Here is a 13,929-nt window from a genome sequence, read left to right as displayed (position 1 = left end):
TCACACCTGTTCCCATGCCGAACACAGTAGTTAAGCTTTCCAGCGCCCATGGTAGTTGGGGCTCGCGCCCCTGCAAGAGTAGGACGTTGCCAGGCTGAAAAAAACAGCTTTGAGAAGCATCAGTTGCCGAACATTCCACAGTAGCTCAGTGGTAGAGCAATCGGCTGTTAACCGATCGGTCGTAGGTTCGAATCCTACCTGTGGAGCCATTTGCTTCCATAGCTCAGTCGGTAGAGCACTTCCATGGTAAGGAAGGGGTCGCCGGTTCAAGTCCGGCTGGAAGCTCTGCTATTTTTGTGAGAATTAAATGTACTGGCCCGTTGGTCAAGTGGTTAAGACACCGCCCTTTCACGGCGGTAACACGGGTTCGAATCCCGTACGGGTCACCATCTGGAGGATTAGCTCAGCTGGGAGAGCACTTGCCTTACAAGCAAGGGGTCGCAGGTTCGAGCCCTGCATCCTCCACCATTTTGAGCCGGTCTAGCTCAATTGGTAGAGCAACTGACTTGTAATCAGTAGGTTGGGGGTTCAAGTCCTCTGGCCGGCACCAGCTAATTTTATAATATTTATGCATGGAGGGATAGCGAAGTTGGCCAAACGCGGCGGACTGTAAATCCGCTCCCATCGGGTTCGTAGGTTCGAGTCCTACTCCCTCCACCATTGTATAAAACCTGCCTAAGTGTATATACTATCTTTTGTACACTTCATTTTATATTGTTGGGCTATAGCCAAGCGGTAAGGCAACGGTTTTTGGTACCGTCATGCGCTGGTTCGAATCCAGCTAGCCCAGCCATTTTTATGTGCAAAAAAATGAAAACAAACTTATTAGAGCCATTAGCTCAGTTGGTAGAGCATCTGACTTTTAATCAGAGGGTCGGAGGTTCGAATCCTCCATGGCTCACCAGTTTGATGGGGCCTTAGCTCAGCTGGGAGAGCGCCTGCTTTGCACGCAGGAGGTCAGCGGTTCGATCCCGCTAGGCTCCACCAATATACGGTTATTACAAAGCGGTTTTCCTAAAAAGTGGAGACGGCTTTTTTTGTATGATAAAAATATAAAATCTGTGTATCTGTCTAACTTCGAACACCTAATAATCCGTAAATTCCTTCAACTCCATAAGATAAAGAAAACTTCTCTACATTTTTTGTGAAAAATTGTCATATATCAACAAAAATGTAGCTTTTCTTGATATAATAATCTTTGATTAATGAAACAAAAAAGGATAAAAAAAATTAAAATAAATGAAACTTTTCTTTGGGGTACCTCGTAATTAAAGTAACCGCCAATGTAGCGGAGGTAATTAGATGATTGAAGAAAAATTAAAGCACAATATTAAATTAGTAAAAAAGGGAGACCAAACAGCATTCGAAGATATTGTTGCATACTATCAAAATAAAGTCTTTGCTATTTGTTATCGGATGATTGGAGATAAGCAAGAAGCAGAAGATATTGCACAGGAAGCTTTTATTCGAGCATATCTTAATATCCAGTCATTTGATGAAAACCGAAAGTTCTCAACTTGGCTGTATCGGATTGCGACAAACTTAACCATCGATAGAATCCGCAAGAAAAAACCTGATTATTATCTTGATGCTGAAATAAAAGGTACAGAAGGATTAAATTTATATGCACAATTACCGGCTGAACAAGCTCTTCCAGAAGAAGAAGTAGAAAGTTTAGAAATGCAAAGTTATATCCAAAATGAAATAATGCAACTCCCTGCGAAATATCGGAGTATAATTGCTTTACGTTTTTTAGATGAGCTATCTCTCAAGGAAATTAGCGAAATATTAGAAATACCTGTGGGGACGGTTAAGACGAGAATCCACAGAGGCAGAGAAGCTCTTAGAAAAAGGCTTCGCCATGTTTAAGGGGTGTGAGTGAAATGAAATGTAATAAAGAAATGGTTGAATTGATGCATCAGTATTTAGATGGTGATATAACGAGAGATGATGAACAGCTGTTACGCTCCCATTTACAATCATGTGAAGCTTGTCAAAAACATTTTCAAGAATTAAAAAGAACAGTAGCACTAGTGACAGCAAATTTAGAATTAAAACCTTCTAATGACTTTACTAGAAATGTAATGGCACAATTACCAAAAGAGAAGAAGCGTATGACAGCAAAAAGATGGATGAAATTACATCCCATGTTAACTGCAGCTGCTATCTTCTTTATTTTGATGTTCAGTGGTATTTTTTCTGCATGGAATCAAGACCAGCAACTAAGCTACCCTAAAGGGCAGAATTTAATTGTGGAAAATGATACGGTTATTGTACCTAAGGATGTAGTTATTGAAGATGACCTTGAAGTAAAGAATGCTAATGTGAAAGTAGAAGGAGAAGTCAAAGGTGATGTTATTCTCATTAATGGAGAACATTTATCAGCATCTGCAGGTAAAATAGCTGGTGAAATAAAGGAAGTTGATCAGGTATTTAATTGGATGTGGTATAAACTAAAAGATCTTGTTGAAAGTGTTTTTAGTTTGGATTAATAAAAATAACGCAGAGTGTCTGCTTTCAGCCGCGTGAGTATAGAGAAATCAAAGTTTGTTATCTCTGCTTATATTACCTATAATTGGAAAAAGGACAGTGATTCTTATATTAATTTAGAAGAGTCACTGTCTTTATTAAGGTTTATATAAAACATATGTTATAATAAACAATAACTACAATAGAGATAAGGAAGAGGATTCAGATGGATATAAGGTCGTGTTTGCATGCTTAATAGTGACTTGAACTTACTAGACATTGTCAAAATCATCGCAGATATTGCCATCGTTTGGTATGTTTTATATAAATTATTGATGCTTATTCGTGGTACGAAGGCAATCCAATTATTAAAAGGTATCTTCGTTGTTATTATCATATATCTTGCTAGTGTTTTATTCGACTTAAGCACAGTTCGAATGATCATCTGGCAAGTAATTATGTGGGGACCTTTAGGGATTATTATTTTGTTTCAGCCTGAATTAAGAAGAGCATTGGAGCAATTAGGAAGAGGAAGCTTTTTTTCGCGTAATACCACTTCAGAGGAAGAAGAGCTTAATCAATCGATTGCAGCAATTGTGGATTCTTGTAAATATATGGCCAAACGGCGCATTGGTGCATTGATTACGATTGAGCGTGATACAGCCATGGGTGACTATGTATCAACCGGTATTCCGATTAATGGGAATTTAACGAATCAATTGTTAACTAATATATTCATCCCAAATACGCCTTTACACGATGGTGCTGTTATCATTAGTCGAGATGAAATTGTGGCCGCAGCCTGTTATTTACCATTGTCTGAAAGTCCTTTTATTTCCAAAGAATTAGGAACACGCCACAGAGCAGCATTAGGTATTAGCGAAGTAACAGATGCGATTACCATTATTGTATCGGAGGAAACGGGTAACATATCTTGTACCAAAAATGGTGAGTTACACCGTAATCTGACAGCAGAACAATTAGCAGAAATCCTCGAATCCGAATTAGTGAGTAAATTTAAAACATCAACGACAAAGGCATGGAATTGGAGGGGTAAAAGAAATGAATAAGTGGTTGGAAAAACCATGGGTCATAAGAGTTGTTGCCTTGATACTTTCTGTCTTGCTTTTTGTTGTCGTTGCATTTGATGAGAATGTTTATGATAATGATGATGGGTTTGAACTGCCATTTGGTAATACAAACGAAACGCAGACATTGGAAGATGTCCCTGTCCAAACCATGATTGATCAAGACAAATATGTGGTAAGTGGAGTACCAGAAACCGTAAAAGTATCCTTACAGGGATCAGTTAGTTTAGTAACATCTACCTCTTTACAGCGTAATTTTGATGTGTTTGTTGACCTTGAAGATCAAGGAACAGGTACACATATCGTACCACTCGAATATTCTGGCATTCCAGATAGGTTGAATGTTTACGTTGAGCCACAAGAAGTGGAAGTAACAATAGAAGAAAGAGCCAGTCAAGAATTCAATGTTACGATAGATACGGTGAATAGAGATAGAGTAGAAGCGGGATATGAAGTTGCCAATGTCTATGCTGATCCAGAGCAAGTAACAGTTACTAGTTCCAAAAGCATTGTAGATAAAATAGCAATAGTGAAGGCTTTTGTTGATGTCAGTGGGTTCAGTGAAACACAAACTATCGATAATGTTCCTGTAAAGGTATATGATAACCAAGGGAATGAATTAAATGTAAGGATTGATCCACCAACTGTTGACGTTTCAGTGGATATGAAAAATCCGAATAAAAATGTCCCAATATCTATCGAAACGGAAGGCGAACTACCAGAAGATGTTCGCGTAACTTCGATGGAATTAGAAACAGAAGAAGTCCAAGTATTTGCTGAGGAGAGCTATTTAGATCAATTAGAGGAAATAGTTACAGAACCTATAGATTTAAGCGAAATTTCTGAAAGTGGCACAATCGAAGTGCCTTTATCCATCCCTTCAGATGTTAGAAAGGTAAGTAGTGAGACAGTCCATGTTAATGTAGAAGTAGAAACAATAGAAGAAGAAATATTAGAAGATGTGACGATCGAATACGAAGATGAAGTAGACGAGCTTTCCGTATCATTTACCGAGCCAGATACCAATAGTATGAATATCACCATGAGAGGCTTTCCATCTGATTTATCAGAAGTAGCAGAAGAAGATCTTCAATTAACAATCGATATTGGAGATCTTGCTCCTGGTGAGCACCAGCTCCCGGTTGAACTCATTACACCTGAAGGTATACCGGAAGAGATAGAATTTGAATTGGAATATGAGCAAGTAACGGTAGATATCGAACAAGAAGAATAATACATAATGACCGAAAATATGAGGATAAGTTATGTAAAAGGAGAGATTTTGAAAATGGGTAAATATTTTGGAACGGATGGTGTCCGTGGCGTCGCCAATAAAGATCTAACACCTGAATTAGCGTTCAAGCTTGGCCGATATGGCGGATATGTGTTAACAAAGGAGGCTAACAAACCGAAGGTACTTATAGGTCGTGATACTCGTATTTCAGGAAATATGCTAGAAGGAGCATTAGTTGCTGGTCTCCTTTCAATTGGTGCTGAGGTAATGCGACTTGGAGTTATTTCTACACCAGGTGTCGCTTACTTGGCAAAAGTAATGAATGCTCAAGCAGGTGTCATGATTTCTGCTTCTCATAATCCGGTCGAGGATAATGGCATCAAATTTTTTGGTTCTGATGGTTTCAAATTGTCTGATGAACAAGAGGCAGAAATCGAAGGATTGTTAGATATGGATACCGATGATTTGCCACGACCAGTTGGAGAAGAAGTTGGTCAGGTGAATGATTACCTTGAAGGTGGACAGAAGTATATTCAATATTTAAAAGAAACAATTGATAATGAATTTGATGGCTTACATATTGCAATAGACTGTGCACATGGTGCAACATCAGGACTTGCATCACATCTTTTTGCTGATTTAGAAGCAGACATTTCAACCATTGGTTGCTCACCTAATGGCTTAAATATTAATGACGGAGTCGGCTCTACTCATCCAGAGAAGCTGCAAACACTAGTGGTAGAAAAGAGTGCGGATATCGGTATTGCCTTTGATGGTGACGGAGACCGTTTAATTGCTGTAGATGAAAAGGGAAATATAATAGATGGCGATCAAATCATGTTTATTATCGGAAAATACTTAAATCAGCAAGGAATGTTGCGTCATTCCACTGTCGTGTCTACGGTAATGAGTAATATAGGTTTTTATAAAGCATTAGAAGCAAACGAAATGAAAAGTAATAAAACAGCTGTCGGGGACCGTTACGTAATGGAAGAAATGCGTAAAAATGGCTATAATCTAGGTGGGGAACAATCTGGTCATATCATTTTCTTAGATTATACGACTACTGGGGATGGAATGCTGTCTGCATTACAGCTTATCAATGTCATGCAGGAGACAGGTAAGCCGTTATCTGAACTGGCTGGTGAAATGGAAAAATTCCCACAAGTATTAAAGAATGTTCGTGTAGTGAAGAAGAATGAAGTGATGACAAATCAAACTGTACTTGAGGCTATTGATAAAGTCGAGGCAAAGATGGAGGATCAAGGCCGCGTGTTAGTACGTCCGTCCGGAACAGAGCCATTAGTACGTGTAATGGTGGAAGCACCAACATTAGAAGACTGTAACCATTACGTTGATGAAGTTGTAGAAGTAATCCAACAAGTAATGGGAATGGAAGAGTAAGGATAATGAGAAGAAGCTATGGCAAATCCATAGCTTCTTTTTTAGTGTAAGAAGCAGTGATTCGCAATAAATGAGAGCTATTTCGCAATAAAGAAGCAGTGATTCGCAATAAATGAGAGCTATTTCGCAATAAAGAAGCAGTGATTCGCAATAAACGAGAGCTATTTCGCAATAAAGAAGCAGCGATTCGCAATAAACAAGTCCTATTTTACAAAAAACAGCTACATAATAAAAAAGCTATCTTTTTAAAAGAGGTAAGTAAGCATACATCAGACTATCACAGACTAACTTTTTACACGGAAAAACTCTCATCTAATTGTAAGATTTCCCTGTTAATGCTATTTTACAAGGAAATCTTACAGTTATATGAAGCTGTTTTCCTTGTATTAGATAATATCAATGGTAAAATGCTGTGAGGAGAGGTAACCGGATTATTACAAATGCTTTCGAACAAGAATAAAAACTATCGGATGTATCCTTATCATGACAAAGGACCGGGAAGATTTTTTTTCACTAATCATATAAACTCTGCATAGATTTGTAGTAGATCTTTTTACAATTTTGATTGCTTAAAAAGATCTTTTCAAGTAAAATAAAATAGTCGTTTTCTTTAGCGACGTAGTCAAGAATGGAAAGGAGCATAGAAACAGAAATTTAAATGAAAGCGCCTGGGCTATGACGTACGGTAAACTCATAGCTGACGAGGAGGAGGTTTATCGAGTATGATCGGCGGATGCCTCCCGGTTGCACATCTCAACCGATATGTTTTTATTCGAAAACAGGAAGGCAACTTCTTGTACAAAAATAAAAACAAGATGAACGATACAAACACGAGAAAGGGGCAGATAGACGCCCCTTGTAACAAAAGAAGTTCAATGGTCGTTTGTCTGCCCCTTATATAAGGAGGAGACAACGCTATGTGCGGTATTGTAGGTTTTATTGGAGTAAATGATTCAAAGGAAGTTTTATTAACAGGATTAGAAAAATTAGAGTATCGCGGATATGATTCTGCAGGTATTGCTTTATTAAATGATAATGGTGTAAATGTAACAAAAGTTAAGGGAAGAATTGCGACATTACGTGATAAGGTAGACCAAGATGTGATGGCGACAATGGGGATCGGACATACTCGTTGGGCAACACATGGTGAGCCTAGTGAAGACAATGCACACCCTCACCAAAGTGGATCTGGTCGTTTCACATTAGTTCATAATGGTGTAATCGAGAATTATAATGAGGTTCGCGATGAATATCTAGTTGGTGTTGAGCTAAAAAGTGAGACAGATACAGAAATCGTTGTACAGCTGATTGAACAACTTGCTAATGAAGCGAATGACGTATTAAGTAGCTTCCGTAAAGCATTATCTGTTCTAAAGGGATCTTATGCGATTGCTTTAATTGATAATCAAAATCCTGATCTTATTTATGTTGCCAAAAACAAAAGCCCATTACTTGTTGGCTTAGGGGACGGTTTTAATGTTGTAGCAAGTGATGCGATGGCAACCTTAAAAGAAACGAATCGTTATGTGGAAATTGAGGATAAAGAAGTTGTATTGGTTCAACGTGACCGTGTGGAAATCCAGAAGTTAGATGGAACAGTTGTAGAACGTGAACCCTATATAGCAGAAATCGATGCTTCTGATACGGAAAAAGGAACCTATTCACACTTTATGTTAAAAGAAATTGATGAACAGCCATTTGTTATCCGTAAAATTATTCAAGAGTATCAAGACAAGAATGATACCATTAAATTAGACAATGATATCCGCACAGCGATGAAGAAAGCGGATCGTATCTATATTATCGCAGCGGGAACAAGTTATCATGCTGGATTAGTTGGTAAACAATTTATTGAACAATTAGCTAATATCCCTGTCGAAGTGCATATTGCAAGTGAATTCTCTTATAATATGCCATTGTTATCTGAAAATCCATTATTTATTTTCATTTCACAAAGTGGGGAAACAGCGGATAGCCGTTCCGTTTTAGTACAAACAAAAGCTTTAGGGCACCCGGCATTGACACTAACGAATGTGCCTGGTTCAACCCTTTCTCGTGAAGCAGACTATACGTTGCATTTACATGCAGGTCCTGAAATTGCAGTAGCATCAACAAAAGCATATACAGCTCAAATCGCTGTATTAGCGATCTTGGCTGTAGATAGTGCCAGAGCAAAAGGTATCGATCTATCATTTGATCCACTACAAGAACTAGCTATTGTATCAAGTGCGATGGAAACATTAACGGATCAAAAAGAAGAGTTCGAGCGTATTGCAAAAGACATGTTTGAAACAACAAGAAATGCCTTCTTTATCGGCCGTGGCGTGGACTACTTCGTTGTTCAAGAAGCGGCATTGAAGTTAAAAGAAATCTCATATATTCAAGCAGAAGGATTTGCAGGTGGGGAATTGAAGCATGGTACGATTGCTTTAATTGAAGATGGTACACCAGTTATCGCTATTTCAACACAAGAAAATGTTAATCTATCTATTCGTGGCAACGTACAAGAAGTAGCAGCGCGTGGCGCTAACACTTGTGTCGTAAGTATGAAAGGAATGGAAACTGACAGTGACCAATTCGTCTTACCACAAGTTCACCAGCTGCTAACACCATTAGTCAGTGTTATTCCAATGCAGTTACTTTCTTATTACGCAGCACTTCATCGTGATTGTGATGTTGATAAGCCAAGGAATTTAGCGAAGTCTGTGACGGTGGAGTAATGTGATGTAGTGTAGTTTTATCTTGTGAATTTTAATATAAAATGTCATAGATCAGTAGCAATAAAGATCTTTCTTTTACAGTAAAGTTGTTCCACAATCGGCCAGGTTGTGGAACAACTCTTTTTTATTACGTAGTAGACCTATACTGCGCAACAAGATTAATATGAATTCTCAAGAGATGTGTCACCCACAATTAATGTTTTTCCATAAGTCTTAATCTCTTTCCGTAAGTATTAATGTTTTTCCGTGAATGGGAAAGGAAAGAGCATTTGAGAGAGACTTTTGGAAAAGATTTGAGAAAAAGATGCTATGACATTGAAGTGTTTCATCATCGGATAAAACTTGATATATAAAGGTTTAGAGCAGAAGAGAAGGTTATCCTTTTTCTTCTGTTCTTTTTTCTATCTCCTTTCAGTCCTTCCTCTGTTACGGAAAAACAAAGTTACCGTTCGACAAACTTCGCAGGGTATGAATCGGGTTAAAATCGGCAGTTTTACGGAAAAACATTAATTACGCACCATTATTTGTAAAAGTGGGTTGGAGTTAGGTGTGGTATGGGATTGAGGGGGATTTGGTGAGGGAAAGAGATTAATTGTGGGGGACAACTCCATACGATCAATCACTAAAATTCATAAGTTACAGACACCCTTAATTCGACTTTAGGTATTCTGCTAATAAGCGATCAGATTCTACTACTTTTTTTCTTTTTCTTCTTGTGTGAGCTCAGGTTTTTTTGGCGTTTTTTCTTTTTGATATTTGGTATACCAATCTATATTTCTTTATTGTCTTTCATCTTTAATGTCTTTAAATATGTCTTTACGGACGCTGGACCCTTTGCAATGATTGGGTTTTCGCGATTTTTTGGTAAGTGTTTTACGAAGTTGAAGGTTCGTGTTTTACTTCCCTTTTTTCGTGGATTGGTCCGTATTTTACGAACCTTGATATTTGTCGGTTTTCGTAAATCACGAACTTTCTTTTCATGATAAATGGGGGTTTGCATTTGATTTTTTCGCTTAATATTCTTATAATTCAATTGATTAAATGGTTCTGATTTCCATTTCGTATTAGGTGTCATTTGCCAGTGGAGATAATCTTTATTGATCGAAAATACCATAGATTCCTTATCCCAATCTAACACAGCACAATCAGCTAAAAATTCTAATTCTTTTCGGACATCTTGCTTATGTAAACCTGCTAGTTCAAACGTTTGAAGGGTTGGAATCACACAATCCTTTTGTCCTGTGCCATAAGATAGGCGCTAAACAAATAAAATGATATTCAACTGTCGCTTCGAAAACGAAAAATTTCGTCGTAGAATCTCATTCCATAAATCATTTGCAATACGAATGTAACCTTTTTCTATTTTTGGATTTGCCATTTGGATCACCTCAGATTTTAATGAAAAATAAGAAAGCTTTATTTCCCATGATAAATAAAAAATGCATCCTGCACTTTTGCGTATTTAAGGTACATCCTTAGAAAATCGAAAAAACGCTTATGAAAATGCGATGTTTATTAATGAAAGTACATTTTTCATATACTTTTGGATACGTATCGGTGAAATTTAAGACATGATTAGCTCAGTCATCATCATCGCTTTAATCATATCGGCATCATATTGCTCACTATTTCACATATAACCAAATAAAAAGCAACCACCCTTCACGATTATTCGACAAAATACAGGAAGTGACAGGCACCCAAAACTAAACGAGCGGACATTTGATCCGTTATATCTGGTGAAAACAATTGTATTGAGACGTTCGTGGACATCTGTTCCGTTATTTAGCAAAATAGAAGTTGATTTGTTAGGCATTTAAGGAAATAACGAACTAGATGTACACTTAGACCTTAAAAATAGCTATTTTAATACAAATAACGAATCAGATGTCCGTATTGTTTAAAATCACCATTCCACTGTCACAAATAATCTACATTCCTCGTCTTGAGTTATGAAATAATTAAAGGAGGCTATCATATGACTAAAAAATGGGATGTAGTAATTATTGGTGCGGGGTTAGCAGGTTATGTTGCAGCTAATTATCTAGCTAAAAGCAATTTGTCGGTATTAATATTAGAAAGAGGTAAGCATGTTGGCGGGAGAGCGAAAACAGATAAGATAAAACACCAATATTTTAATCTTGGACCCCATGCTCTTTATAAAAAAGGAATAGCGAAACCTATTCTCGAAGAATTACGTATTAATCTTAATGGTAAATCACCAAAATTAACTGGCTTATTAATCGAAAATAATACGAAATATGTTGCACCTTTGACTCCTTTAGGGCTATTTTCAACAAACTTCCTTAATTGGAAAGAACGTTTGGAATGGATGAGAACTTTGATGAAATTGAGAAGAGTGGATACCGAAAATTTGGCAGACCTCACATTCCAACAATGGGTTAAGCAAATCACATTGTCGCAAAAAGTAGTGTCATTACTTTATTTACTAGCGAGACTCACGACGTACTGTCATGCTCCTGAAAAGGTTAGCGCAAAATTAATAGTTTCGCATTTGAAGGTTGGTATGAGCGGTGTACAGTATTTAGATGGCGGTTGGCAGACGATAATTGATCAACTCCACAATAAAGCGGTCATCTCCGGTATTCAGGTTCAATCACACTCTGTTGTAAAACATATCGCCCCTTCAGTTGATCATCATACATTAATATTATCTAATAACGAAGAAATACTAGCAAAGAAGGTGATTTGTACAACTCATCCTCAAGAACTTAATGACATGCTGGATGATCATCTTCAGAATCGGTTTTTTAGCCAAATAACACCTATAAAGGGAGCAACTTTAGATGTTGCTTTAACACAACTTCCTAATCCAAAGTTATCGTTCGCTATGGGAGTCACTGACCCTTTATATTATTCCGTACATTCAAGTGATGCTCAGCTATCTGATGATGGAAAAAGCACCATTTTTCACGTGTTTAAATATCATTCTCCTAATGTGCATATAGATGGGAAAGAGGTGAAAAACGAGCTTGAACAATTTTTAGAACAACTACAGCCAGGGTGGCAGCAATATGTGATAACAAAACGTTTTCTCCCTAACATTACAGTGAATCAACGCTTACCTCAGATAGGGGATGAGCAAAACCTGAAGCGATCTGAAACGGATATCCCCGGATTATATATAGCAGGAGATTGGGCTTCTGCTAACTCCATTTTGTCAGAAGGAGCAATCAGCAGTGGAAAACAAGTAGCTCAGGAAATAATAAAAATAGAAAATGGGATGATATAATGCAAATTAGCAATGAGGAGTATCAACAATTTAAACCATTATTATTTTCTTTAGGATATAGGCTATTAGGTTCCGTATCAGAAACAGAAGATATTGTGCATGAAACTTTTTTAAGAGCATTCGAAATGACTGAACAGGAGATAGACAATAAGAAAGCATATCTCTGCAAAATGATGACGAACCGCTGTCTTGATGTACTAAAGTCTGCTCGATACAAACGAGAGCAATACGTGGGTCCATGGAATCCTGAGCCTCTAATGTTAGAGCAATCACCTGACTTTGATCCAACTGAAGTAGTGCTACAAAAAGAAGGATTAAGTATTGCTTATTTGCGAATGATGGAGCATTTGACACCAGATGAAAGAGTCACCCTCCTTCTAAAAGAAATATTTGGCTTCTCATACACAGAAATTGCAAACATTATTGAAAAGAAGGAAGAAAACTGCAGAAAAATTTTCAGTCGGGCAAAGCAAAAAATCTCACTCATAGAAGGTGAAAGCCTAAACTATGAGAAGAATAAATCAGTTATTACTCACTTTATCCAAGCATTTCAAACGCAAAATATGGATGCCTTATTAGAACTTATTTCTGAAAATGTTACGCTATACTCTGATGGCGGAGGCAAAGTCCACGCTGCTGTTCGTCCAATTGTATCACTATCCAACGTATTGGCATTATTATACGGCTTAATAAAAAAGGTTCCTGAAGACTTTTATCTTGATATTAAAAATGTCAATGGTCAGCCGGCTATTGTGATTTACATGAATGGAAGACTTCAGAGCATCATGAGTTTTTATATTAGTAACAATAAAGTTCATGAAATATACCTAACTTTGAATCCTGATAAGTTGCCCTAAAATATTTTTTGCATAGCTTGTCTCCTTTATTGCATATATATAGAATATCCATCTCTAAGTAGGCTTTTTATGCCAAGGAATATTTCATCCTATCAGCTTATTAGATATGTTGTTGGCTATGTATTTATAGCTTCTGCTCTAATGAAATTAGTAGTTGCTGATTTTACAGTTGCCATTTCTAATTATGGTATACCTTATCCTGAAATTGCAGTACTAATCGTAGGGGTTACAGAATTAATATGTGGTGTATTAATTATTTTTAATTACTATGTTAAAAAACGGCTATACCATTATTAAAATGTACCCTATAGAGTAGACACTTAAAAAAGTCTACCTATGAGGTACTTTTGCTGGAAGTGACAGGCACCCAAAACTAATCATTTAAACCCTTTCCGTTGAGAATTTGCTGCACATATTTTTCAACCCTTGACTCTCGAGTTTTGGATTTTTTGGCTTTAGAAAAATAAAGAATATAGGCTCTTTGCCGACCCGGCGTCAATGCTTCAAAAGCAGTTTTCAAGGCAGGGATTTCATCGAATTTATTTTGAAGTTCTTCAGGAATTATTAATTCTTTATTCTTTTTCACTTCCAAACCGGCTTTTTCAACTTTAATGGCTTCATAAATATAGGCTTTCAAGATGGTTTCCATTTCAACTATTTCTTGAACATTGGTGAACCGAATCTGGCGTGCAGCCTGTACATTCTCCGTTTGTTGGATTAAAATCCCATGGGTATCCTGTAGTAAGGCACCTTTGTGAAACAGAAGCGCACAATATTCTTTAAATCCATGTATTAAAACTATGTTCTTTTTGGTATGTCAACACTAAATCGGACAATTTTTTAAAGGTTCATCAACTTGTATTCAGTAGGTGTTAAATAATCTAGGGATCCATGAATTCGAATG

9 protein-coding genes, 9 tRNA genes, 1 rRNA gene and 2 pseudogenes are annotated in these 13,929 nt (G+C 37.2%); 19 read left to right on the top strand and 2 right to left on the bottom strand.

Annotated elements, in window-relative coordinates:
* The 16 genes from rrf to glmS all read left to right on the top strand — a co-directional run.
* Positions 1–95: ribosomal RNA gene (gene rrf, locus J5J03_RS01285) — 5S ribosomal RNA — on the top strand; the annotation flags it as partial.
* Positions 96–134: 39 nt separating this feature from the next.
* Positions 135–209 (top strand) — tRNA-Asn (locus J5J03_RS01280).
* Between the two features lie 3 nt (positions 210–212).
* Positions 213–285, top strand: a tRNA-Thr gene (locus J5J03_RS01275).
* Positions 286–314: 29 nt separating this feature from the next.
* Positions 315–389, top strand: a tRNA-Glu gene (locus J5J03_RS01270).
* A 3-nt stretch (positions 390–392) separates the two neighbouring features.
* Positions 393–468 (top strand) — tRNA-Val (locus J5J03_RS01265).
* Between the two features lie 6 nt (positions 469–474).
* Positions 475–550 (top strand) — tRNA-Thr (locus tag J5J03_RS01260).
* A 24-nt stretch (positions 551–574) separates the two neighbouring features.
* Positions 575–660: transfer RNA gene (locus tag J5J03_RS01255), tRNA-Tyr, on the top strand.
* Positions 661–718: 58 nt separating this feature from the next.
* A tRNA-Gln gene (locus J5J03_RS01250) sits at positions 719–793 on the top strand.
* A gap of 35 nt (positions 794–828) precedes the next feature.
* A tRNA-Lys gene (locus J5J03_RS01245) sits at positions 829–904 on the top strand.
* A 7-nt stretch (positions 905–911) separates the two neighbouring features.
* Positions 912–987: transfer RNA gene (locus J5J03_RS01240), tRNA-Ala, on the top strand.
* Between the two features lie 315 nt (positions 988–1,302).
* Entirely contained in the window at positions 1,303–1,869 is a 567-nt protein-coding gene (gene sigW / locus J5J03_RS01235) for an RNA polymerase sigma factor SigW (RefSeq protein WP_231710555.1), read from the top strand.
* Positions 1,870–1,883: 14 nt separating this feature from the next.
* Positions 1,884–2,492, top strand: coding sequence for an anti-sigma factor family protein (locus J5J03_RS01230; RefSeq protein WP_208585727.1), 609 nt, complete (start codon positions 1,884–1,886; stop codon positions 2,490–2,492).
* Positions 2,493–2,717: 225 nt separating this feature from the next.
* A complete protein-coding gene (cdaA, locus tag J5J03_RS01225) occupies positions 2,718–3,539 on the top strand; it encodes a diadenylate cyclase CdaA (RefSeq protein WP_208585726.1) in 822 nt (273 codons plus the stop codon).
* The gene (locus J5J03_RS01220; RefSeq protein ID WP_208585725.1) at positions 3,532–4,791 is read left to right on the top strand and encodes a CdaR family protein; all 1,260 of its coding nucleotides are present in this window, start codon (positions 3,532–3,534) and stop codon (positions 4,789–4,791) included. Before cdaA ends, J5J03_RS01220 begins: the two co-directional genes overlap by 8 nt.
* Positions 4,792–4,845: 54 nt before the next feature.
* Positions 4,846–6,195 (top strand): phosphoglucosamine mutase, encoded by a 1,350-nt coding sequence (gene glmM, locus J5J03_RS01215; protein ID WP_208585724.1) that lies wholly within the window; start codon positions 4,846–4,848, stop codon positions 6,193–6,195.
* A gap of 917 nt (positions 6,196–7,112) precedes the next feature.
* Positions 7,113–8,915, top strand: coding sequence for a glutamine--fructose-6-phosphate transaminase (isomerizing) (gene glmS, locus J5J03_RS01210; RefSeq protein ID WP_208585723.1), 1,803 nt, complete (start codon positions 7,113–7,115; stop codon positions 8,913–8,915).
* A gap of 769 nt (positions 8,916–9,684) precedes the next feature.
* On the opposite strand, the pseudogene J5J03_RS01205 reads toward glmS, so the two are convergent.
* A pseudogene (locus J5J03_RS01205) lies at positions 9,685–10,161 on the bottom strand (replication protein); the annotation flags it as partial.
* Between the two features lie 732 nt (positions 10,162–10,893).
* On the opposite strand from J5J03_RS01205, the gene J5J03_RS01200 reads away from it, so the two are divergent.
* The 3 genes from J5J03_RS01200 to J5J03_RS01190 all read left to right on the top strand — a co-directional run bounded on the left by J5J03_RS01200 (position 10,894) and on the right by J5J03_RS01190 (position 13,322).
* Positions 10,894–12,168 (top strand): phytoene desaturase family protein, encoded by a 1,275-nt coding sequence (locus J5J03_RS01200; protein ID WP_208585721.1) that lies wholly within the window; start codon positions 10,894–10,896, stop codon positions 12,166–12,168.
* On the top strand, positions 12,168–13,025 hold the full coding sequence (locus tag J5J03_RS01195; RefSeq protein WP_208585720.1) for an RNA polymerase sigma-70 factor: 858 nt from the start codon (positions 12,168–12,170) through the stop codon (positions 13,023–13,025). The genes J5J03_RS01200 and J5J03_RS01195 overlap by 1 nt, the downstream gene beginning before the upstream one ends.
* A 69-nt stretch (positions 13,026–13,094) precedes the next feature.
* Entirely contained in the window at positions 13,095–13,322 is a 228-nt protein-coding gene (locus tag J5J03_RS01190) for a DoxX family protein (RefSeq protein WP_208585719.1), read from the top strand.
* 76 nt (positions 13,323–13,398) lie between these two features.
* Here the strand turns inward: J5J03_RS01190 and J5J03_RS01185 are convergent.
* A pseudogene (locus tag J5J03_RS01185) lies at positions 13,399–13,836 on the bottom strand (YdeI/OmpD-associated family protein); the annotation flags it as partial.
* Positions 13,837–13,929 lie beyond the last annotated feature (93 nt).

Source organism: Gracilibacillus suaedae, assembly GCF_017599345.1.
Lineage (GTDB): Bacteria > Bacillota > Bacilli > Bacillales > Amphibacillaceae > Gracilibacillus > Gracilibacillus suaedae.
Note: the sequence above shows the minus strand (reverse complement) of the source record. Positions and strands in the feature narration are given on the sequence as shown.